Source organism: Anaerovibrio lipolyticus (assembly GCF_021531495.1).
Classification (GTDB): domain Bacteria; phylum Bacillota; class Negativicutes; order Selenomonadales; family Selenomonadaceae; genus Anaerovibrio.
This window is the reverse complement of sequence record NZ_JADYTY010000016.1, coordinates 1-23,661: the sequence shown is the minus strand read 5'-3', so window position 1 is coordinate 23,661 and position 23,661 is coordinate 1. Positions and strand designations below refer to the sequence as shown.

The following is a 23,661-nucleotide window of genomic DNA, read 5'->3' as shown; positions in this document are numbered from 1 at the left end:
GAGTTTGCGTATGAGATTTGTATCATGGAATGTTAATGGGCTGAGGGCTTGCTTGACCAAGGGATTTATGGAGTCCTTTCGGGAGGTAGATGCGGATATTTTCTGCGTGCAGGAAACCAAGATGCAGCCGGGACAGGCTATTTTGGAACTGCCGGGATATAAGCAGTATTGGAATAGTGCGGAGAAAAAGGGCTATTCCGGTACTGCGGTCTTTAGCCGGGTAGAGCCTTTGAGTGTTTCCTATGGCTTGGGCATTGAGGAGCATGATCATGAGGGCCGGGTAATTACTCTGGAGCTGGAGGATTATTATCTGGTAACGGTTTACACCCCCAATTCCCAGAAGGAGCTGGCTCGCCTCAGCTACCGTATGGAGTGGGAGGTGGCTTTCCGTCAGTTCCTGCAGGAGCTGGATAAAAAGAAGCCGGTTATTGTCTGTGGTGATTTGAATGTGGCTCATACAGAAATTGATTTGAAGAATCCTCGTACCAATCACAAAAATGCAGGTTTTACGGACGAGGAAAGAGGCAAGTTTGAGGAGCTGTTGGCAGCAGGCTTTACAGATACCTTCCGTTACATTTATCCAGATGTAACCGGGGCTTATACCTGGTGGTCCTATCTCCGCAAGGCAAGAGCTAACAACTCTGGATGGCGGATTGACTATTTCCTGACCTCTAACCGTCTTCAGCCTCAGATAAAATCTGCTACTATCTACAATGAGATTTTTGGCAGTGACCATTGTCCGGTAGGTTTGGAACTGTCCTAAAGGACAAATGCTGGGGATATGTACAGGTTTACAGGATTTTGCTTGAAAATTTTTGTCTGCTGTGATACAATACATCGCAGTTGAATATATAAAGCGACGATAAAGAAAGTAGTCTGTGGTGAATACTCCCAGCGAGTCGGAGAGGGTGTGAGTCCGGCAGCAGTAGCGATAGATGAAAATCACTTTGGAGCTGCAGGTCGAGACCATTTTGGTGTTAGGCTGTGCCGGGCTCTCCCGTTATAGAGATAGTGTATGATGGTACATGAAATAGGTGGTTGCAAGGCACCCAATTTTGAATTTTAGCTCTTGTCCTATTTTGGGACAGGAGCTTTTTTATTTTGCAAGGAGGAAAGACTGTGTACAACAAAGTCGATACGAATCTGAACTTCGTGGATAGAGAAGCCGAAGTTCTGAAGTTTTGGAAGGAAAATGATATTGCTAACAAGTGTATCAGTAACCGTGAAGGCTGTGATACCTTTACCTTTTATGATGGCCCTCCTACTGCCAACGGCAAGCCTCACATCGGTCATGTGCTGACTCGTGTTATCAAGGATATGCTGCCTCGTTATCAGTCCATGAAGGGGAAGAAGGTTCTCCGCAAGGCTGGTTGGGATACCCACGGTCTGCCTGTTGAGCTAGAGGTAGAGAAGCTGCTGGGCCTGGATGGCAAGGAGCAGATTGAGAAGTACGGCATTGAGCCATTTATCAAGAAATGCCGTGAGTCTGTTTGGAAGTACAAGGGTATGTGGGAGGAATTCTCCGATGTAGTAGGCTTTTGGGCAGATATGGAGCATCCATATATTACCTACGAAAATGATTATATTGAGTCTGTATGGTGGGCACTGAATGAAATCTGGAAGAAGGGCCTGTTGTACAAGGGCCACAAGGTTGTACCTTATTGCCCTCGCTGTGGTACGCCTTTGTCCTCCCATGAGGTAGCTCAGGGCTATAAGGATGTTAAGGAACGCTCCGCTATGGTAAAATTCAAGGCTAAGGACGAGGACAATACCTACTTCCTGGCTTGGACTACTACCCCTTGGACTCTGCCTTCTAACCTGGGCTTGGTAGTAAATCCAGAGGTTGATTACGTAAAGGTTTCTTATGAAGGTCAGAACCTTATTATGGCTGAGGCTCTGGTGGAGTCTGTTTTTGCCAATAAGGAAGGAGAGCATCCTGTTCTGGAGCGCTTCAAGGGCAAGGCTTTGGAATATCGTGAGTATGAGCCTCTTTATCCATATGCAGAAGGTAAAATCAAGAAGAAGGCCTTCTATGTAATGTGCGATGGCTATGTAACCACCAGTGATGGTACTGGTATTGTTCATACTGCCCCAGCCTTTGGTGAGGACGATGCTAGAGTTTGTCGTGCATATGATATGCCTTTCGTGCAGTTTGTTGATGCCAAGGGCAATATGACTGAGGATACTGATTGGCCAGGCACCTTTGTTAAGGATGCAGATCCATTGATTCTGGATGATTTGAAGGCTGCTGGCAAGCTTTTCAAGGCACCAAAGTTTGAGCATAGCTATCCACACTGCTGGCGCTGTGATACTCCATTGATTTACTACGCTCGTGAATCCTGGTTTATCAAGATGACTGCTGTAAAGGAGCAGCTGATTGCCAACAACAATACCATTAATTGGATTCCAGATGCCATCGGCAAGGGCCGTTTTGGCGAGTGGTTGGAGCACGTACAGGATTGGGGCATCAGCCGTAACCGTTATTGGGGAACTCCGCTGAATGTTTGGGAGTGTTCCTGCGGTCATCAGCATTCCATTGGCTCTATTGCCGAGCTGAAGTCCATGTCTGATAACTGCCCAGAGGATATTGAGCTTCATCGTCCATATATTGATGCTGTTACCATTAAGTGCCCAGAGTGCGGCGGGGAAATGAAGCGTGTACCAGAGGTTATTGACTGCTGGTTTGATTCTGGCTCCATGCCTTTTGCTCAGTGGCATTATCCATTTGAGAACAAGGAGATTTTTGACGAGCGTTATCCTGCTGACTTTATCTCTGAAGCTGTAGATCAGACTCGTGGCTGGTTCTATTCTCTGCTGGCTATTTCCACCTTGCTCTTTGACAATGCTTCCTACAAGAATGTTATTGTCCTGGGCCATGTACAGGACAAGGATGGCAAGAAGATGAGTAAGTCCAAGGGTAATGCTGTAGACCCTATGGATGCTTTGAGAAAGCATGGCGCAGATGCTATTCGCTGGTATTTCTATGAAAACAGCGCTCCTTGGCTGCCAAATCGCTTCCATGATGATGCAGTGCAGGAGGGCCAGCGCAAGTTCATGGGAACTCTTTGGAATACCTATGCTTTCTATGTGCTTTATGCTAATATTGACAATTTTGATGCTACTAAATATGAGCTGGAATATGATAAGCTGTCCGTTATGGATAAATGGCTGTTGTCCCGCCTGAATACCTTGATTAAGGCTGTAGACAACAATCTGGCTAACTACAAGGTTACTGAGACTGCCAAGGTATTGCAGGACTTTGTTGATGAGCTGTCCAACTGGTATGTACGCCGCAGTCGTGAGCGCTTCTGGGGCAAGGATATGAATCAGGATAAGATTAATGCCTACATGACCTTGTACACTGCTCTTACTACTGTAGTGAAGCTGGCTGCTCCAATGGTGCCATTTATTACAGAGAGCATTTATCGCAATCTGGTTTGCAGTGTGGATGATAAGGCACCTATTTCGGTCCATCTTTGTGACTTCCCTGTAGCCAATGAGGCTTTCATTGATACTGAGCTGGAGGCAGAGATGGAGCTGGTACTGGAAATCGTTGTTCTGGGACGTGCTGCCCGTAACGCTTCCAATATCAAGAACCGTCAGCCTATTGGCAATATGTATGTAAAGGCTGACCGTCAGCTGGATGATTTCTTCAAGGAGATTGTAGCCAGCGAGCTGAATTTGAAAGCTGTATCCTTCAAGGATGATATGGAGGAATATCTCTCCTACAGCTTCAAGCCACAGTTCAAGGTACTTGGTCCAAAGGTTGGCAAACAGATTGGGGAGGTAAAGGCTGCTCTGGCTGGTATTAACGGCCATGCTGCCAAGGCTGAGCTGGAGTCTACCGGCAAGCTGAAGCTGACCTTGAAGTCTGGCGAAGTAGAGCTGCTGCCAGAGGATGTGGATATTACCATGTCTCAGACTGAGGGCTTTGCTACCCAGCGTTATGGCAACGTAACCATTGCTCTGGAGACTACTCTTAGCCAGGAGCTGATTGAGGAGGGCTTTGTCCGTGAAATCATCAGCAAGCTCCAGATCATGCGCAAGGAGAATGGCTTCCAGGTAGTAGACCATATTACTGTTTATGCTGCTGGCAATGATAAGCTGGTGGATATTATGAGCCGTAACGAGGACTTCCTGAAGAAGGTAGTTCTGGCTGATAAGGTGGTTTATGGTTCCACTGAGGGCTTTGTAAAGGAATGGAATATTAACGGTGAGGATATTACTCTGGCTGTTAAATAAGATTTAAGACAAAAAAGGGATTACTGGCTTGGCCGGTAGTCCCTTTTTGTTACACGGATTGTATACATGGTAAAAATTTGTCATACAAGTTTTTTTGTACTAAAATGAGAGATGTGTATATGTGGTTATGAATGGAGTGTTTGCTTTATGAATATGGATCAACTGCAATTGAAGCAGAGTGCATATATAAAAAAGGTAAATGGCACCGGCTCCCTGCGGCATCATCTCTTGGATATGGGACTTACCAAGGGAACAGAGGTTACTTTGCAAAAGATTGCCCCTATGGGAGATCCGATTCAGATTGAGGTGCGGGGGTATGAGCTAACCCTGCGCCTTGCTGAGGCAGCCTTGATAGAAATAGAAAATATTCATCAGCGGCAGCTGGTGGACAAGGTGGAGCCTGTTCGCTATGAGCCAGTGCCCCATCCTGGTATGGGTGAGCTGGGACAGGCAGAGAGCTATGAGGCTCATGCCAAGGCCCCTGTACTGCCCAAGGGCAAGAAGATTACCTTTGCTTTGGCTGGCAATCAGAACTGTGGTAAAACCACTCTTTTTAATCAGCTAACGGGAGCCAATCAGCATGTAGGTAATTTTCCTGGGGTAACAGTGGATAGAAAGGATGGTACTATCCGTAACCATCCAGAGGCTGTGGTAACGGATTTGCCGGGGATTTATTCTCTATCACCTTATTCCAGTGAGGAAATTGTTACCAGAGAATTTCTTTTGCAGGAAAAGCCTACAGGGATTATTAATATTGTGGATGCTTCTAATCTGGAGCGTAATCTCTGTCTGACCATGCAGCTGATGGAGCTGAATATTCCTATGGTGTTGGCCTTGAATATGATGGATGAGGTTCGTTCCAACGGTGGCAGTATTCGTATTAATATGCTGGAAAAAATGCTGGGCATACCAGTAGTGCCTATTTCTGCCGCCAAAAACGAGGGTATTGACGAGCTGGTTAGCCATGCTATTCATGTGGCACGTTATGGAGAGGTGCCTAGCAGAATTGATTTCTGCCCTGATGATGAGGGAGAGGGAGAGTCCTTAGGCGCTGTCCATCGTTGTATTCATGCAGTGGCCCATATGGTGGAAATGGAAGCCAATAATGCGGATTTGCCAGTGCGATTCTGTGCCACCAAGCTGATTGAAAAGGATGCTCCTATTGAGGAACAGTTGAATTTGCCAGCAGAGAAGCAGGAGGCCTTTGAGCATCTGGTTTCTATTTTGGAAACGGAAACTGGTCTGGATAGGGAAGAAGCCATTGCAGATATGCGGTTTAATTTCATTGAATCCCTTTGCAAAAAGACAGTGGTTCATCCTCATGAAAGCAAGGAGCACAAGCGCAGTGTTCAGATTGACCGTTTGCTGACAGGAAAGTACACAGCTATTCCCTGCTTTTTGGCTATTATGGCGGTGGTTTTCCTGATGACCTTTAATTTGCTGGGAGCTTGGCTCTCTGATTTAATGGAAATCGGTGTTGATGGCGTTATTAATCTGATTGATGCTGGACTGACAGCTTGGCAGATAAATCCGGTGGTTCATGCTATGGTGGTGGAAGGTGTTTGCAATGGTATTGGCAGTGTAATTAGCTTTTTGCCTACGATTGTTACTCTGTTTTTGTTTCTATCCATTATGGAGGACAGCGGTTATATGGCCAGAGTAGCCTTTGTTATGGACAAGCTGCTGCGAAAAATCGGCCTGTCTGGCCGCAGCTTTGTGCCTATGCTTATTGGCTTTGGCTGCAGTGTGCCTGCCATTATGTCCACTAGAACCCTATCCAGTGAACGGGATAGAAAAATGACCATATTGCTTACTCCCTTTATGAGCTGCAGCGCCAAATTGCCGATTTATACCCTGTTGATAGCGGCTTTTTTCCCCCGCGGCTATCAGGCTGTAGTTATGCTGGGATTGTATCTTTTAGGTATTATTTGCGCTATTGGCTATGCCTTGGTTTTGCAGAAAACCGTCTTTAAAGGGGAGCCGGTGCCTTTTGTCATGGAATTGCCCAACTATCGTATTCCTTCGGCCAAAAGCGTTGTGCGTTTGATTTGGGATAAGGCCAAGGGCTTTGTGCAAAAGGCCTTTACCATTATATTTGTAGCCTCTGTGCTGATATGGTTTATGGAAAACTTTGATATCAGGTTGAATCTGGCAGCTACCCCAGAGGATAGTTTGCTGGCTTTGTTGGGCAGTGTGGTGGCTCCAATTTTCAGTCCTTTAGGTTTTGGGGATTGGCGTATTTCCACCGCCTTGATTACGGGCTTTGCGGCTAAGGAAAGCGTGGTTTCTACCCTGACGGTATTGCTGGGGGGCAATGCAGACCAGGTAAATACCCTCTTTACGCCTTTTACCGCCATGATTTTCCTGATTTTTACCCTGCTGTACACCCCTTGTGTGGCAGCTATTTCTACCATTCGCAATGAAATGGGGGGCCGGGGAGCAGCCATAGCTGTGGTAGTGCTTCAATGCGTCATTGCCTGGTTTATAGCATTTTTGACTTATCAGCTGGGATTGCTATTGGGCTTAGCCTAAATTTTAACAAGAAAAAACTCCTAAGGCAAAGCTTTGGAAAAAGCTGGACTTAGGAGTTTTTATTTGGCCTAGAATTATTTAGTTGAGGTAATACATCATTTTATCTGCTTCCTGAGCGTATTTTTGCAGTTCCTTCAGGGAATGTTTTTTAGGAGGCATGGACTCATAGACATGGAGGCGGTTCTTGACAAACTGAGTATCAATATTGCCAGTGCGATAATAATCATCTTCCAAAATCCGTTGATGGAGGGAAATTGTGGTCTTGACTCCTTCAATCTGGAACTCCTGCAAAGCTCGTTCCATAATCTTGATGGCATCGCCGCGGGTTTTGCCATGGGTAATTACCTTGGCGATCAGGGAATCATAATATGGCTCAATGGACAAATCTCCGGTAAAGCCACTGTCGAAGCGAACTCTAGGTCCGCCTGGCTCATGCCATTTGGTGATTTTACCGGGAGATGGCATGAAATTGTGATTTGGATCTTCGGCGTTGATGCGGCATTCAATGGCATGACCGTGGAAGTGTACATCCCGTTGACAAATATCCAGAGGTTCTCCTGCAGCTATTTTTATCTGGGTACGCACCAAATCAATACCGGTAACAGCCTCCGTAATACCATGCTCTACCTGAACTCTTGGATTGATTTCCATAAAGTAGAATTTGTTATTGGACAAATCCAATAGGAACTCAACCGTACCAATATTAGTATAGTGAACGCTTTTGGCAGCCTTTACCGCCAGCAGACCTACTTCCTCCCGCATGGCCTCAGTCAAGGCAATGGAAGGGGATTCCTCCAGCAGCTTCTGATTTCGCCGCTGGATGGAGCATTCACGCTCTCCTAGATGAATAATGGAGCCATAGTTGTCGGCTACAATCTGTACCTCAATATGGCGGGAACGCTCAATATAATGTTCAAAATAGAATTTGGTTTTCACTAAATCTACTACTTGAAGAATTTCATGCAGTTCTTTAGAGTTGTGGGCTACATACATGCCCTTGCCACCGCCACCAGAAACAGGCTTGAGAATAACAGGATAGCCTACATCTTTGGCGGCCTCCATAGCCATTTCAATATCGATAAGAGGGTCGCTGCCCTTGGACATAGGTATGCCGGATGGCTCCATAGCAGCTCTGGCTACATCCTTGTCGCCTACCTGACGGATGGTAACAGCCAAGGGGCCTATCCAGGTCAAGCCGGCACGGGTGACCATATCGGCAAAATCTGCATTTTCTGAGAGAAAACCATAGCCGGGATGAATGGCATCCGCCCGGGATTCAATTGCGGCATTTAAAATGGCCTTCATATTCAGATAGCTTTCACTGGCATCTGCAGGGCCTACATTGTAAGCTAGGTCGGCTAGTTGGACATGCATGGCGTTGGCATCAGCATCAGAATAGATGGCAACGGTTTCGATATCCATTTCCTTGCAGGCTCGGATGATTCGCACAGCGATTTCGCCACGATTGGCAATAAGAATACGCTTAAACATAAGATGGTTCCCTCCTAAATGTTTATTCTCAAAGTATATTTGTATAACAAATTGACCTTCTAATCGATATTGTACTCTGAATTATGAGTTTAAGCAATAATATTATAGAAAATAAGCATAGTATTTTTCAATCTATTTAGGATGGAACAATAAATATAATTAATAATAAGGGGATGTTGTTCTTTTGTATTGTATTATTTTAAGAAAATAGTCCATATCTGTATAAGTTGTGTATATATTGAAAAATTGTTATGTTATTTGATAGCAAAAAAGCATGATGTCCTTGTTCAAATTCTGACAGGAACAACATGCTGATTTTTATCCTTTGTTAAAATTTTTTATGAATCCTGATGGATATATTGATTCAGAATGAATCTCTGGAAGATAGTGGCAGATTCAGAGAGAGGGGAAGCCGTATTCCAGGCTATGCCAATGGCTCTCTGGCAAACAGGGAAGGATATGGGCAGGAAAACCAGCTCTGGAGAGCAAAGGGCTGGTATCTTAGGCAGCAGGGTAATACCCAGCTTGGCTCTGACCAATCCGGCTACGGAGAATACATCTGCCCCTTCAAAGATAATATTAGGAGTAACGCCAGCCAAATCAAAGAACTGATCTGTTAATACCCGCAGGTTATATTGAGGCTCTAGCACAATAAATGGCTCCCCATCTATATCCTGTAGACTGATTTCCTGTCGAGAGGCCAACGGATGCTTGCGGTGCACCACTAGATAAAGCTCCTCGGAGCAAAGGTACATCCAGCCTACCCGCTCTACAGGCACCATAGCAGAGCAAAGGCATAGGTCGGTTTTGCCATCCCGCAGCTGCTCCCCCAGATTCATGGGATCATCCTGATTCAAGGAAAAGGAAATATTGGGATGCTCCTCTCGAAAGGCACAAAGGAGATTGGGCACAAAATATCCCCCCAGAGATTGGATAAAGGAAAGGCGGACAATGCCGTTATCCGGGGAGGAGGAGGTAATGGTACGACGGCCCAAATCTAATTGATGTAGTCCCTTTTCTACATAAAATAGAAATTTTTTGCCTTCGGCAGTCAGCTCCAGCTGCTTGTCACTGCGGTCAAAAAGCTGCACTCCTAATTCGGCCTCCAGCTTGGCAATGGAACGGCTGAGGGCAGGCTGAGAAACAGCTATGGCCTTAGAGGCATTGGTAAAATGCTTGATATGAGCCAGGGTGCGGAAATATTCTAATTGATGTAATTCCATTAAAGAAGGACTCCTTTTTGATGAGGTGAAAATTTTTGCAATTGACTTTAAAATAGAGAATTTTTCAAGAAATGATAACTTATTTCTATAAAGCCATAGTAGATTATAAACAAAGTTATTTGAAAAATCAATAATGCATTCCATGCAAGTTATAAATTAAACCTTATGCATGATAAACATAATGGTGAAAATATGAGCATTTTAGAAAATGGCTCAATAAAAGAGTAGTTGTGGGATAGCTAGGGATTTCCCTGTCCTTCTTCATGCATTTTCTGCATAAGAAAAAATGACCATTGACTATTAGACATTTTTTACGCCTGGGTTTACTATATGCAGCGAAAGGAGATAGATTCCCGATGAGACATAATGATATTGGTTTCATAACAGAGCTTTCTGAGGAAATGGGCATCACGCAGAGTGAGGCAGAAAGAATTGTTATGACACAGGGATTGGGCCAGCTTAACGAGTTGCGCCAAGAGGATGATATCGCCCAAATGAAAGGAGTGCACATAGAAATGTCCGTGGACAAACCGGTATTTAACACTGGTGCAGCTGAGAAAAAGGAAAATAATGCTATAGCTGCCAGCAACAATAATGGGGAAAAGCTTTGGACCCCCAGCTATATTTTTGATATTATTATTAACTTTTTGGTGTATGTAGTACACTTTCAGCTGATGCTCTGGTCTACCAGCTATGCCATCAGCAATTGGAATGTATCCATCAGCACTGCAGGTGCTGCTTCAGGCCTCTTTATTGTAGGTGCTCTTTTTGCCAGACTGCCAGCAGGCCGCTATATTGATTTGATTGGCCGTCGCAAGCTGTTCTTAGGTGGTACAGCTTCCTACTTCCTGATGGTTCTGCTGTATCTGCTGTGCCCTAATGTATATGTATTTATGGCAGTTCGTTTGCTGCATGGTATGGCCTTTGGTTCTACCTCCACTGCGGCCAGCACCATTGTAGCGGCTTTGGTACCTATTCACAAAATGGGTACTGGCATAGGTTACTTTACCTTGGGTGTAACTATGGCTTCTGCCGTAGGTCCATTCCTGGCCTTGACCTTTATTAATTCTGGTGATTTCACCATGAGCATTACTTTCTGTAGTGCTTTGACCTTGGTTATCTTTGTACTGTCCTGCCTGATTAAGGTGCCTGAGCGTACTTTGACTGAGCGGGAGGTGGAGCAGTTCCACACCTTCTCTTGGAGAGATTTTATTGCCAAGAATTCCGTAGGTATTTCCCTGGTAGCCTTTATCGGAGGTATCTGCTATTCCACTGTATTGAGCTATCTGGGTGAATATGCTTCTGCCAAGGGTATGGCAGAGCTGGGCGGTCAGCTTTTCTTTATCGCCTTTGCTGCTACCTCCTTCCTGAGCCGTCCTTTGACCGGCTGGCTCCTGGATAACAAGGGGGGGAATGTAGTGCTTTATCCATCTCTGGTACTGCTGATACTGTCTATGGCAACTATTGCCATTGCTGGTAATGATTATGTACTGTTGGCTGGCGGTCTGCTGCTGGGGGGCGGCTATGGTAGTATTACGGCTGCCTGCCATGCTTTGGCTGTACATTGCGCTCCATCCCGTCAGATTGGTGTAGCTACCTCTACCTACTTCGTACTGTTGGATTTGGGTATTGGTGTAGGCCCATATTGCATGGGTACTTTGGTGCCAGGCTTTGGCTTTGAGGCTGTATATGTGTGTGCCGCTGTGGTTTCCATCATTGGCTTGGGTGCATACTTCCTGTCTATGGGTAGATTCCAGCGCTTCTCCAGCAGCCGTATGGACAGAGAGAGACAGATTAAGGCTAACGCAGCTATGCGTCGTGCCGCAGCAGCCGCAGAGTAATTGCAACTATATCTGGCAATATATTCTTTAGCCGTTTCCTTAAATTAATATATATTTGATATTCAGTTGGATTTTCCCTATATAGATTCAACTGAAAAGCAGAAGGACAGGACTTCCCTTAATCCCAGGGACATAGGCCTGTCCTTTTGTATTTCCTGCAAGAATTATAACCCCTACATTATTCAAAGAAAATGCTTCTGCATTTTCTTTCAATGGGGTTTCGACGAGGGTGGAGATATTAGCTCCACCCTGTCATTAGCACAACCTCCGCCACCTATAGAGATAGGGGATATCGGACACCTCGTTATAGAAAAGAATAGTCGTAAAATAGGGGATTTTCTAGGTAATAAAAATTTTTTTGAAATTTTTTCAAAAAAAGCTTGCATTTATTTGCGACTTATCATATAATAACACTTGTCGACGTCATGTGACAAAACACTCCTCGATAGCTCAGTCGGTAGAGCACCTGACTGTTAATCAGGCTGTCGTAGGTTCGAATCCTACTCGAGGAGCCAAATGGCGCGTTGGTCAAGTGGTTAAGACACCGCCCTTTCACGGCGGCTTCACGGGTTCGAATCCCGTACGCGTCACCATCTTGATTTAACGGGGAGTAATCCCCTATATATGGGCGCTTAGCTCAGCTGGGAGAGCGTCTGCCTTACAAGCAGAATGTCAGCGGTTCGATCCCGTTAGCGCCCACCATATGTGAAATATAGAGATTGCAATATGCAGTCTCTTTTTGCTATATACAAGAAAATACCGAACATGGTATGACGAGGTGTCCGATGTCCCCTATCTCTATAGGTGGCGGAGGTTGTGCTAATGACAGGGGGGAGCTAATATCTTCACCCTCGTCGAAAATCCATTGAAAGAAAATGCAAAAGGCATTTTCTTTCAATAATATAGGGGTTATAATAGATAAAGACTTTGGAAAGGGAGTAATCACTATGGGCTTTTGGGCTAATCTATGGCACAGGATGATTCTGCGGGAGCAAACCTCTACCAAGGAAGGTTATATCAGTGCTCCAGAGCATCTGGATCTGGTTGGCAGACAGGGGATTGTTACCCGTGAGCTGCGTCCTGCCGGAACCATTGTTATAGATAATAATCCGATAGATGTGGTTTCTGAGGGTGATTATATTACCAAGGGCCACAAGGTAGTTGTTACTCAGGTTACAGGTAATCGCGTGGTAGTGCGCCCTGTAACGGAGTAATGTGTATAGTTGTTGGTAAAGGAAAGGATGAAGATAATGGAAGAATACGGATTGCTGGATTTGTTAAGCGATATGGGATTTTTCTGGGTTTTGCTGGTCATTGTATTTATCGGTCTGTTTTTGCATTTTGTACCCCTGAGATTGTGGATTGCGGCTAGAGCAGCCAATGTATCTCTGAATATTATTACCTTGGTGGGTATGAGAATGCGTCAGGTAGTACCTTCTAAGATTGTTTTGCCTCTGATTAAGGCCAATAAGGCTGGCCTTGATGTGGAGGTAAATCAGCTGGAGGCTCATTTCCTGGCTGGTGGTAATGTGGACAAGGTAGTAGATGCTTTGATTGCAGCTCATAGAGCCCAGATTCCTCTGCCTTTTGAGCGTTCTGCTGCTATAGATTTGGCGGGCCGTGATGTGCTGGAAGCAGTACAGATGAGTGTTAATCCTAAGGTTATAGAAACTCCGGTGGTATCTGCTGTGGCTCGCAATGGTATTGAGCTGAAGATTAAGGCTAGGGTAACTGTCCGTGCCAATATTGACCGTCTGGTAGGTGGTGCAGGAGAGCCTACGATTATTGCCCGTGTTGGTGAGGGTATTGTTACCACTGTTGGTTCCTCTGACAGCCACAATGATGTATTGGCTAACCCAGATGATATTTCCAAGACTGTGTTGGGCAAGGGCCTGGATGCAGGTACTGCCTTTGAGATTTTGTCCATTGATATTGCCGATGTGGATGTAGGCCGTAATATTGGTGCGGAGCTGCAGACGGATCAGGCTGAGGCAGACAAGCGTATTGCCCAGGCCAAGGCTGAGGAGCGTCGTGCTATGGCTGTAGCCAAGGAGCAGGAAATGAAGGCCTATACCCAGGAAATGGAGGCCAAGGTAGTGGAAGCACAGGCCGAGGTGCCTCATGCTATGGCAGAAGCCTTCCGCAAGGGTAATATGGGGGTTATGGACTATTATAATCTGAAGAATATTCAGGCTGATACAGAAATGCGGGACAGCATTAGCAAAAGCACTGGAGATAGTCAGCTGACACCTCCAGCCATCAAGTAAGTTGGTGAGAATATGGATTTATTTGACAAGCTAGGAAGCATACTGCCCTTTCTTATCTTTGCTCTGATTACCATATTAGGGAATCTGGGGGACAAGAAAAAGCCTAAGGTGAAAGTGAAAACCAAGCCTTTTCCCAAGGGACAGAAGCTGCCGGATATTAAGCCTCCTGCCTCCAAGGAGCAGGATAGCATTCAGCTAAAGGTACATAATCCTTATCAGAGCTATCTGGAGAAGAAATATCATCAGGAGGATTTGGCTCAGTCTGAGACATTGAAGGCGGCTGAAGGGGATAACCAGCTGGGACAGGAAAAAACTAAGCAGGGTGGCAAGCTCATGGGGGTGGAGAATTTGTCTCTGGCACAGGCTATTTTGTCAGCAGAGATATTGGGCCAGCCTCGTTGCCGGGAAATTATTTTATTGCAAAAAAAGAAAAGACTGGTGTATAAATGAAATTAGTATCTATTGTGGTACCTGTGTTTAACGAGGAGGATAATATCCAGCACTTTTATGAAAGTGTTTGTGAAAACATGGCACCACTACCTTATGATTTTGAATTAGTGTTTGTAGATGATGGCTCCAAGGATAGAAGCCGGGAAATTCTTCGTTCTCTGGAACAAAAGGATAAACGAGTACAATCTATTTTTTTGGCCAGAAACTCCGGTCATCAGCTGGCTCTTACCTGTGGTCTGGATCATGCTGATGGAGATGCTGTTATTACTATGGATGGTGATATGCAGCATCCACCAGAGCTGATACCTGTCCTGCTGAAAAAGTGGGAGGAAGGCTATGAGGTGGTACAGACCATCCGCAAAACAACTCAGGGTGTTTCTGCTATGAAGAAGCTCACCTCCTATTATTACTACAAGGTGCTGAATATGCTGTCCAATGTGCATATTCAGGAGGGAGGCTCTGATTTCCGCCTAATGGACAAGGTGGTAGTAAAGGCTTTCCGCCGTTATAGAGAGCATGCCAGATTTATCCGTGGCATGATTGGTGCTATGGGCTTTCGTCAGGTGCAGATTGAATTTGTGGCTCCTAAGCGCTATGCTGGTGTTTCCAAGTTCTCACCTCGCAAGATGCTGAATTTTGCCATTGATGGGGTGTTGGCCTATTCTGTTATTCCTTTAAGGCTGGGATTGTATATTGGTACCCTTTGCGGTATTATCAGCCTGTTGATGATTATTCATGTGCTGATCGCCAAATTTATCCTCAATGATGCCGTGGCTGGCTGGGCTACCATTACGGCCTGCATTTTGTTCTTCGGCGGTATGCAGATGATGGTGCTGGGAATTTTGGGGGAATATTTAGGCAGAGTTTTTGAGGAGGTTAAGCAGCGTCCTCTTTATCTTATTGCCAGAGGCAAGCCTAAAGATGAGGAATTTTGAAACACGGCTTCTAGGGAATAGATAGGGTTCTTTTTAGCTGTTACAAAAAAATGAGAAAAATTCTCAAATTCTATTTGAAAATGATTATCAATTGTGGTATATTATATTTGAGCTTGAGGAAAGCTAAAATCCAAAAAGCTAACTCTCCTAAATATAATACACACTAAAAAAGCCTCTCCGCTCATGAGAGGTTTTTTTAGTGGCTGAAATAGCGATAGGTATTTTATTTGCGGCCAAAGGCAAAAATTTTCACCATTAGGAAGGTTACAGGTATGCCCAGCACTGCTGCCAGCAGATAGCTGAATACTGGTGGGAAGTGAAGCATATTGTAGAAGATAATTACGATTACATTTTGAATAATGTAGTTAGGAATATAGGAAATGAAGAATTTTACATATCTGTGCAGGCTTAGATTCTCATGGAAAATAATCCGGCTGTTCATCCAGTAGGCGATGATGTTGCCTATGATATAGCCAATATTAAAGTTTAGATTGTTATAAGGGCTAAGATAGGAACAGAGCCAGGCTATAAAGGTGCCATTAAAGGTGTTGATACAGCCGATAATGAGAAAGAGGAAAAATTCCTTAGTAAGAAAATGATGCTTTGCTTTGTTGATAATATCCATAGGTAATCATGGTCATAATGCCGATGGCCTATGACCTGTACTCCTTTCAATTTAAATATTGCTAGTTCATCATAGCATTTTACAGTCAAAGGGGCAAATCTTTTGGAAATGATGTATACATTGCATATATCATTTGCAAAAAATTTCATTCTTTAATATAATTGTATTTGTATTTTTTTATAGGAGGCATAACACGTGGATAATATCTCAGTAATTATAGCATTTGTCTTGTATCTGGGCCTGATGATGGCCATAGGAATTTATTATTATCGCAAGACTAATAGCATGGATGACTATATTATTGGCAACCGCAAGCTGGGAGCCTGGGTAACGGCTATGAGTGCCGAGGCTTCGGATATGAGTGGCTGGATGATGATGGGTGTACCAGGAGCTGCCTATTTGGCAGGCTTTAGCTCAGCCTGGATAGCTGTAGGTCTTGGCCTTGGCACCTGGGCCAATTGGCATTTTGTAGCCAAGAGATTGCGTCGTTATACAGAAATGGCCAATAATTCCCTTACCTTGCCAGACTTTTTTCAGAATCGATTTAACGATAGGAGCAATCTATTGAGGATTGTGCCGGCCATATTTATTGTTATTTTCTTCGTTATTTATACCAGCTCCGGCTTTGTCAGCGGCGGCAAGCTATTTAGTACCCTTTTTGGTCTTGATTATACTACAGCAGTGCTGATTGGCGCCTTTGTAGTAGTATTCTATACTCTGACTGGTGGATTTATGGCGGTATGCTGGACGGACTTTATTCAGGGCATTATGATGTTCTTTGCCATTGTTATTGTGCCAGCCTTTGCCATGTATGTAATGGGTGGTGTGGAAACATCTCTGAATGCCATTGATATTGTGAATCCTACCTTTTTCAATCCTTTCATGAATCCTGATGGCAGTACCATTTCCTTTATTGCCTTTATTTCTCTCATGGGCTGGGGTTTAGGATATTTTGGTCAGCCTCATATTTTGGTAAGATTTATGGCTATTAGCTCCACCAGTGAGTTGAAGCGCTCCAAGCGAATTGCCGTAGGCTGGTATTCTATTTCTATGATTGCCGCCGTATTTGTAGGTATGGTAGGTAATGTTTATCTTACTGAGCCGTTGAACGGCCCTGATGTAGAAAAGGTTTTACTGATTATGACAGAGAAGCTTTTTGATCCATTTGTGGGAGGTTTGATTCTCTCTGCTGTTTTGGCAGCCATTATGAGTACCGCATCCTCTCAGCTTTTGGTAGCTGCTTCTGCCTTCTCTCAGGACTTTTATCGTTCTGTTATTCGTCAGGATGCCAGCCATACAGAATTGGTATGGGTTAGCCGGGCCGCAGTATTGATTATTTCCGCTATGGCTATTTCCTTAGCCATGAATCCTAATAGTTTTATTCTGGAAATGGTAGCCTATGCCTGGGCGGGCTTTGCGGCAACCTTTGGCCCAGCAGTGCTGATGTCCCTTTTCTGGCGCCGTACCACTCGCAACGGTGTGCTGGCTGGTATCGTAGTAGGCGGTGTTACTGTTCTGGTATGGAAGCAACTGGCTTTGTTCGGTCTTTATGAAATTATACCAGGCTTTTTCTTTGGCCTTTTGGCTATTTATATTGTCAGCCTATTGGATAAAGAACCAAGTAAAGAAATTACGGATTTGTTTGACGCAGTAGAGCGTTCTAATATATAATATAGGAAAACAGTGATTATTCCCCCTCAACGGCTGTTGGGGGGGATTTTCAAGATACATGACTTTTTTACCACATAAAAAGGATTTTGCGATTTTGTGGCGAATTTATTAACTAGATGTTATAGATAGAAAAGTGCAGGTGATTTTTGTGGAAAAAGTTAGGGTTATGGTGGTAGATGACTCCAAGATTAGTCGCATGATGATTAGCTCTATGCTGGCTAAAACAAATTTTGAAGTATGTGCCATGGCGGAAAATGCAGCTGCAGCAATTGATTTGTACGCTAAAACCAGACCAGATGTAGTAACAATGGATATGAATCTTCCGGATGCTGATGGCGTTGAGTGCAGCAGACGGATTCATGCCATAGACTCTAACTGTCGTATTGTCATGATTAGTGCTATGAAGGATGCTAAGCTCATCATGCATGGACGTCTGGCAGGAATTAGTTCCTTTTTGCAGAAGCCTATCAGCACCAATGAACTGTTGGATACGCTGATGATTTTGTGCCAGGACAAGGTGGGAATTAATACAGTATACCGTGATTCCTATGTAACTACCTATGCCAAGGCATTTGCTGATGGTTTGAGCCAGATTGGAGGCCTGGAATCTGAGATTGAGATTCAGGAGGAAGATGTTGGTGCTCTGAATTTGGATGGCGTGGCTGTTATTATTGGTATTGTAGGAGAGCCTCGGGGCAGAGTAGCATTCTATATGGATACAGAAACTATGCTAAAATTTGCCAGCAGGATTCTGCAGGAAGATACAGTTTCTGAGTTTGAGGCTCAGGCGGCTGTAGAGGAAACTGGCAATATTATTGCTGGTCATGGTATTTCACGCATTAATGATGTTATTAAGGACAGAGAAATGCGTCTGACGCCACCAGGGATTATTAGCGGTGTCAACATTAAGCTATCCAATCCAGATTTGATTGCTTTCAACATAAAGGCCAAAACCGAGCTGGGTAATATCTTTATGAATGTCGGTTTTGCAAGGAGTGTGTGAACATGGATGTAAAATTGGTAAATCCATTTATAGATGCCTTTACTACAGTGTTGCCCCAGATGGGTTTTCCCACACCTGAACGCACCGGCATGGGAGTACAGGACAAGCATATCAACAGCCGCGGTGTTGCTGTGTTGGTAGGCTTTACCAAGGAAATCCGGGGAAATGTAGTATACAATATGGACGAGGAGACAGCAAAATTTATTGCCTCCACCATGATGATGGGCATGCCTGTGGCTGATTTTGATGAAATGGCCCAGAGTGCCATCTCTGAAATGTCCAATATGCTTACAGCTACAGCCGCTACCAATTTGGCTTCCTTGGGCCGGGAAGTGGATATTTCCACCCCTAGCCTGACCGTAGGTGCAGGTGCCGGTATTCGTATTAGCGGCGGTCAGTTTTTGACTGTTACTATGGATATGGGCGGCCATATTGTAGAGATAGATATTGCTGTAGAATAAAAGCAAGGGAATCGCATTTTGAATTGTACTTCAATGGAAGCTGTCAACAGATTTTTCATTTAGACTGTACCTCAATTGCGATTCCTTTTTTATGTTTTTTATCCTAACTGTGCAGAAAATTCCTTTCAGGAAACTCCCCACAATAACATTGACTCCAAATAATTTAGGAGTTATAATAATGTATAGTTTTGTTCGAAACCAAAATACAGAACATGAGTGTTTTTTATAAGGAGCTTTGCAGGATTGGATAGTGTAGAAATTATCATCAGGGCCAAGCAAAAGGACCTGAATGGCAAGGTGGAAATTGTGGAGCACAAGGCTCAGGGAAGCTATGGCTGCAAGGGTGGCAAGCATTATATCCGTTATATGGATAAGCATTTATCTCCCAAGGAGCAGGTGCCAACAGTTATTAAATTAGGAGATAGGGAGTTGACTATCATCCGTCAGGGATTGGTTAGCTCAAGACAAAGTTTTATTTTGCAGGGAGAAACTAGGGCGGATTATCATACCCCCTATGGTACAATGGAACTTGTAATGCATACCCATGAGCTAAGCTCAGAGTTTCAAGAAAATCAGGGAAGTATTCATCTGGTGTATTCTCTGGAGGCCAATGGTGCAGCTGTAGGTCATTATGATTTGGAAATAAGGTTTACTGCTACTTAACAGGGCAGACATAAATAGGGAGGCTTTTCTATTGGATATTAAAGAAACACTATTACATAGTATTGAAGCGGCTGCGGAAGCTGCCATTAAGGATGGAGTTTTTCCAGAGGCTCAGCTGCCTAAAATCGTATTGGAGGTTCCGCCTAAGAAGGAATTAGGCGATTTTGCTACAAATGTAGCTATGCAGTCTGCCAAGGCCTTTCATATGAATCCTCGTATGATTGCTCAGGAGCTTCAGAAGCGTATTCAGGGTGAATGGCTGGATAAGATTGAGATTGCAGGACCAGGCTTTATTAATTTTTACTTAAAGTCCAATGTGCTTTACGATGGTCTGGCAGATATTATTGCTAGAGGCGATAGCTTTGGTCAGCTGCCTGCCAAGGATGCTGAGCCGATTCAGATAGAGTATGTTAGTGCGAACCCAACAGGCCCTCTCCATGTAGGTCATGGCCGTGGCGCAGCTGCAGGCAGTGCTTTGGTAAATGTTATGCGGGCTGCTGGTTATAATGTAAGCAGTGAGTATTATATTAATGATGCCGGCAACCAGATTAATAATTTGGCTCGTTCCGTAAATCATCGTTATTTAGAGCTTTTGGGCAAGGCTCAGGAAGCAGATTTCCCAGAGGACGGCTATCACGGTGCAGATATTATTGATACTGCTCAGCGGATTATCAATAAGGATGGGGAAAAATACCTGCATATGTCCGAGGATGAAAGAATGGGTATCTTCAAGGAGCTGGCTCTTAAGGAGAAGCTGGCAGCCTTGAAGGAGGATTTGGAAGCTTTTAACTGTACCTTTGATGTATGGTTTAGTGAGCGTACTCTTCATCCAGATAAGGTAAAGGCTGCTTGTCAGCAGCTGCAGGAGAATGGCAAAATCTATGAGCAGGATGGTGCTTTGTGGCTGAAGTCTACCGATTATGGTGATGATAAGGACAGAGTAGTTATTCGTGATAACGGTGTTCCTACCTATTTGGCTGCTGATATTGCTTATCACAAGGACAAGCTGGACAGAGGCTTTGGCCGTTTAATTAATATCTGGGGTGCAGACCATCATGGTTATATCTGCCGTGTCAAGGCTGCTATCAGCGCTATGGGCTATGATGCAGAAAAGCTGGATGTTCTGCTTTTGCAGATGGTTCGTCTTCTGCGGGGCGGTCAGATGGTGAAGCTGAGCAAGCGTACTGGTCAGACTGTTACCTTGGCAGAGCTGATTGAAGAAGTAGGTACGGATGCAGCTAGATATTTCTTCATTATGCGTTCCATGGATAGCCAGTTGGATTTCGATTTGGATTTGGCTAAGAGCCGTTCCAACGAAAATCCAGTTTATTATATCCAGTATGCCCATGCTAGAATTTGCAGTATTTTCCGTCAGGCTGCTGAGAATGGTCTGTCTGTAGGAGAGGCTCCAGAGCTTTCCCTGCTGCAGGATGATACTGAGGTGGCTATTATCAATAAGCTGCAGGAGTATGAGGAGGAGATTGATAGAGCAGCGGCAGAGTATGCGCCACAGCGTATTGCCCGCTATGCTTATGAGTTGGCAGGCTGTTTCCATAGCTTCTACAATCAGTGCCGTATTCTGGGCGTTGATGATAAGCTGGCAGAGGCACGTCTGGCCTTGGTTAATGTTACAGCTCATACAATTCGTCATGCTTTGGGAATTCTTGGTGTATCTGCGCCAGAAAAGATGTAAAATAGAAATAGCATAGATGTAATGTGATTTTATATGGCTTTGAGAGGAGATTTACAAGTGGATTTTTTGAAAAGCTCTGATGTAGAGGTTGCAGCTTATATTCTGCACGAAAGCAAGGTTCCTATGTATTACAAGGATCTGATTATGGAGGTGCTGGAGAAGCGCCAGAAGAATATTCAGGCTTTGGCAGAGGCTATTTCTGAGGTTTATACCCAGATAAATATGGACAGTCGCTTCCATTATGCTGGTGATGGCAAATGGGGTCTGACTGAGTGGAATCCTCCAGAAACAAAGCGTTCCTCCCGTGGTGCCCGCTCTGCGTCTATCAACAGGGCCAAGAACGCTCGTCAGCGTGAGGAAAAGCTCTTTGAGGGCATTCAGGAAGACAATTAATAGAGATTGATTATAGATAGTTAAAGCAGGAGGCAGAATATGGCAAAGTATATTTTCGTTACTGGCGGCGTGGTTTCTTCCTTGGGCAAGGGCATTACAGCAGCTTCTCTGGGACGTCTGTTAAAGAATCGTGGTATTAAGGTTACTATTCAGAAGTTTGATCCATATATTAATATTGATCCAGGTACTATGAGCCCTTATCAGCATGGCGAGGTTTTTGTTACTGATGATGGTGCTGAGACTGATTTGGATTTGGGCCATTATGAGCGTTTCATTGATATTAATCTGACCAAGGGCTCTAATATTACCACTGGTAAGGTTTATTGGAATGTTCTTAACAAGGAGCGCCGTGGTGATTATCTGGGCAAGACTGTCCAGGTTATTCCTCATATCACCAATGAGATTAAGCAGCGTGTTTATGATGTGGCTGCCAGCGATGGTGCAGACGTAGTTATTACCGAAATCGGTGGCACTGTAGGTGATATTGAGTCCCTGCCATTTATGGAGGCTATTCGCCAGGTCAAGAAGGAAGTTGGCCGTAACGATGTACTGTACATTCATGTTACTCTGGTTCCTTATATTTCTGCCGCTGGCGAGCTTAAGACTAAGCCAACCCAGCACAGTGTAAAGGAACTGCGGGGCATTGGTATTCAGCCAGATATTCTGGTATGCCGTGCTGAGAAGCCTTTGACTAAGGATATGAAGCAGAAGCTGGCTTTGTTCTGCGATGTAGAGGAAAAGGCTGTTATTGAGAATCTGACTGCTGACACCATTTATGAGGTTCCTCTGATGATGCAGGAGGAAGGCCTGGATCGCATTGTTCTGGAGAAGCTGGGTATGGATTACAGTCCTGTAAATATGGAGGACTGGGCCCAGATGGTCAACAAGATTAAGAATCCTCAGAAGAAGGTAAAGGTGGCTGTAGTTGGTAAGTATGTAGAGCTGCCAGATGCTTATATTTCTGTAACTGAGGCTCTCCACCATGCAGGTATTGCCAATGATGCTGCTGTTAAGATTCACTGGGTAAATTCCGAGGAGATTGAGAACTCTGCTTTGGATCTGGATGAGGAATTTGCTGGCTGCAAGGGTATTCTGGTACCTGGCGGCTTTGGTGATCGCGGTGTTGAGGGCAAGATTAAGGCTATTCAGTATGCTCGTGAGCACAAGATTCCATTCCTGGGCCTGTGCCTTGGTATGCAGTGTGCAGTTATTGAATTTGCCCGCCACGTATGCGGCATGACTGATGCTCACAGCACCGAGTTTAATTCCGAGACTGACCATCCAGTTATTGACCTGATGGCTTCTCAGGTAGATGTAGATAAGAAGGGCGGCACCATGCGCCTTGGTGCATATCCTTGCAAGGTACAGAAGGACACCAAGACCTATGCAGCTTATGGCTCTGAGGAGATTAGCGAGCGTCACCGTCATCGTTACGAGTTTAACAATGACTTCCGTCAGCAGCTTTCTAAGGCTGGCATGGTGATTGCTGGTACCCTGCCTGATGACAGCCTGGTAGAGATTGTAGAGGTAAAGGATCATCCTTGGTTCGTGGCTTCTCAGTTCCATCCAGAGCTGAAGTCCCGTCCTAACCATCCACATCCACTGTTTAAGGACTTCGTAACTGCTGCTCTTAACGTAAAGTAATTTTTGATACTTTCAAAGCTGCCACTTTGTTGTATAATAGGTTTCTTCCCTTCAAAATATTGATTTGTGTTGTTTTGCCGCATAAATGGTTAGGTATTTATGCGGCTTTTCTTTTGTCCTTAATCGGAGCAAGTGTAGGAGGATAAATTTTGATTTATTGAGTTACCTCTCTCCTCAAATATTGTAAATGAAAGTCGTTATGTCCGTGGGTTCTCGAAATACAGCCTGCGGTCATAACGACTTTTGCTCTGTCCGACTTAATGGCCCTACCTGAGGGGTTATACTGACGCAGTAATACCGCTTGTCGCTGAGCCAATTCACAGAGGCCGTAATGACAGAGATAGCCACCGGGGCCACTTTTGCTGCGCAAAAGCAGGAGTCTCCCGACGCAAAAGTGTCATGCCCCTCCGGCTGTGTCGAATCATTCTGCCTTTACTGTACCTAATAGCCACATCTGAGATAGTACCCACGAAAACCCGCTCTCGCTCCTAGCTAAGCCTAGCGGATGCTAAATTCCTTCTGCGCCT

18 protein-coding genes and 3 tRNA genes are annotated in these 23,661 nt (G+C 44.6%); 18 read left to right on the top strand and 3 right to left on the bottom strand.

Translation table 11 applies throughout. From position 1 onward, the window contains the following. Positions 1–10: 10 nt before the first annotated feature. The 3 genes from I6E26_RS06930 to feoB all read left to right on the top strand — a co-directional run bounded on the left by I6E26_RS06930 (position 11) and on the right by feoB (position 6,774). Positions 11–763 (top strand): exodeoxyribonuclease III, encoded by a 753-nt coding sequence (locus I6E26_RS06930; protein WP_235321120.1) that lies wholly within the window; start codon positions 11–13, stop codon positions 761–763. Between the two features lie 356 nt (positions 764–1,119). Further along, entirely contained in the window at positions 1,120–4,242 is a 3,123-nt protein-coding gene (gene ileS, locus I6E26_RS06925) for an isoleucine--tRNA ligase (protein WP_235321119.1), read from the top strand. Between the two features lie 147 nt (positions 4,243–4,389). Next, a complete protein-coding gene (gene feoB, locus I6E26_RS06920) occupies positions 4,390–6,774 on the top strand; it encodes a ferrous iron transport protein B (RefSeq protein ID WP_235321118.1) in 2,385 nt (794 codons plus the stop codon). A 78-nt stretch (positions 6,775–6,852) separates the two neighbouring features. Here feoB and I6E26_RS06915 read toward each other — a convergent pair whose 3' ends face one another. Then, on the bottom strand, positions 6,853–8,265 hold the full coding sequence (locus I6E26_RS06915) for an acetyl-CoA carboxylase biotin carboxylase subunit (RefSeq protein ID WP_235321117.1): 1,413 nt from the start codon (positions 8,263–8,265) through the stop codon (positions 6,853–6,855). 338 nt (positions 8,266–8,603) lie between these two features. After that, complete coding sequence (locus tag I6E26_RS06910; protein ID WP_235321116.1) at positions 8,604–9,488, bottom strand: LysR family transcriptional regulator; 885 nt, start codon at positions 9,486–9,488, stop codon at positions 8,604–8,606. A gap of 356 nt (positions 9,489–9,844) precedes the next feature. Here I6E26_RS06910 and I6E26_RS06905 point away from each other — a divergent pair, with 356 nt between their 5' ends. The 8 genes from I6E26_RS06905 to I6E26_RS06870 all read left to right on the top strand — a co-directional run bounded on the left by I6E26_RS06905 (position 9,845) and on the right by I6E26_RS06870 (position 14,981). Then, the gene (locus I6E26_RS06905) at positions 9,845–11,329 is read left to right on the top strand and encodes an MFS transporter (RefSeq protein ID WP_235321115.1); all 1,485 of its coding nucleotides are present in this window, start codon (positions 9,845–9,847) and stop codon (positions 11,327–11,329) included. A gap of 439 nt (positions 11,330–11,768) precedes the next feature. Beyond that, a tRNA-Asn gene (locus I6E26_RS06900) sits at positions 11,769–11,844 on the top strand. A 3-nt stretch (positions 11,845–11,847) separates the two neighbouring features. Beyond that, positions 11,848–11,922 (top strand) — tRNA-Glu (locus tag I6E26_RS06895). A 33-nt stretch (positions 11,923–11,955) separates the two neighbouring features. After that, positions 11,956–12,031 (top strand) — tRNA-Val (locus I6E26_RS06890). A 245-nt stretch (positions 12,032–12,276) separates the two neighbouring features. Continuing rightward, positions 12,277–12,543 carry an NfeD family protein gene (locus I6E26_RS06885; RefSeq protein ID WP_235321114.1) on the top strand — a complete coding sequence of 89 codons (267 nt, stop codon included), beginning with the start codon at positions 12,277–12,279 and terminating at the stop codon, positions 12,541–12,543. Between the two features lie 72 nt (positions 12,544–12,615). Then, the gene (gene floA, locus I6E26_RS06880; RefSeq protein ID WP_235321142.1) at positions 12,616–13,596 is read left to right on the top strand and encodes a flotillin-like protein FloA; all 981 of its coding nucleotides are present in this window, start codon (positions 12,616–12,618) and stop codon (positions 13,594–13,596) included. 12 nt (positions 13,597–13,608) lie between these two features. Continuing rightward, positions 13,609–14,046, top strand: coding sequence for a hypothetical protein (locus I6E26_RS06875; protein WP_235321113.1), 438 nt, complete (start codon positions 13,609–13,611; stop codon positions 14,044–14,046). Continuing rightward, positions 14,043–14,981 carry a glycosyltransferase family 2 protein gene (locus I6E26_RS06870; protein ID WP_235321112.1) on the top strand — a complete coding sequence of 313 codons (939 nt, stop codon included), beginning with the start codon at positions 14,043–14,045 and terminating at the stop codon, positions 14,979–14,981. Before I6E26_RS06875 ends, I6E26_RS06870 begins: the two co-directional genes overlap by 4 nt. Before the next feature lie 223 nt (positions 14,982–15,204). Here the strand turns inward: I6E26_RS06870 and I6E26_RS06865 are convergent, their stop codons facing one another. Then, positions 15,205–15,606, bottom strand: a complete 402-nt coding sequence (locus tag I6E26_RS06865) for a GtrA family protein (RefSeq protein WP_235321111.1) — start codon at positions 15,604–15,606, stop codon at positions 15,205–15,207. Between the two features lie 195 nt (positions 15,607–15,801). On the opposite strand from I6E26_RS06865, the gene putP reads away from it, so the two are divergent. The 7 genes from putP (at position 15,802) to I6E26_RS06830 (ending at position 23,134) form a co-directional block, all read left to right on the top strand. Next, on the top strand, positions 15,802–17,277 hold the full coding sequence (gene putP, locus I6E26_RS06860) for a sodium/proline symporter PutP (RefSeq protein WP_328228041.1): 1,476 nt from the start codon (positions 15,802–15,804) through the stop codon (positions 17,275–17,277). Positions 17,278–17,425: 148 nt separating this feature from the next. Beyond that, positions 17,426–18,280, top strand: a complete 855-nt coding sequence (locus I6E26_RS06855) for a response regulator (protein ID WP_235321110.1) — start codon at positions 17,426–17,428, stop codon at positions 18,278–18,280. Positions 18,281–18,282: 2 nt separating this feature from the next. Beyond that, positions 18,283–18,741, top strand: a complete 459-nt coding sequence (locus I6E26_RS06850; protein WP_235321109.1) for a chemotaxis protein CheX — start codon at positions 18,283–18,285, stop codon at positions 18,739–18,741. Between the two features lie 243 nt (positions 18,742–18,984). Continuing rightward, positions 18,985–19,404 (top strand): DUF1934 domain-containing protein, encoded by a 420-nt coding sequence (locus tag I6E26_RS06845; RefSeq protein WP_235321108.1) that lies wholly within the window; start codon positions 18,985–18,987, stop codon positions 19,402–19,404. Positions 19,405–19,435: 31 nt separating this feature from the next. Continuing rightward, positions 19,436–21,097 (top strand): arginine--tRNA ligase, encoded by a 1,662-nt coding sequence (argS, locus tag I6E26_RS06840; RefSeq protein WP_235321107.1) that lies wholly within the window; start codon positions 19,436–19,438, stop codon positions 21,095–21,097. 57 nt (positions 21,098–21,154) lie between these two features. Next, positions 21,155–21,490 (top strand): DNA-directed RNA polymerase subunit delta, encoded by a 336-nt coding sequence (gene rpoE, locus I6E26_RS06835; protein ID WP_235321106.1) that lies wholly within the window; start codon positions 21,155–21,157, stop codon positions 21,488–21,490. Positions 21,491–21,529: 39 nt separating this feature from the next. After that, on the top strand, positions 21,530–23,134 hold the full coding sequence (locus I6E26_RS06830; protein ID WP_235321105.1) for a CTP synthase: 1,605 nt from the start codon (positions 21,530–21,532) through the stop codon (positions 23,132–23,134). Positions 23,135–23,661: the final 527 nt, after the last annotated feature.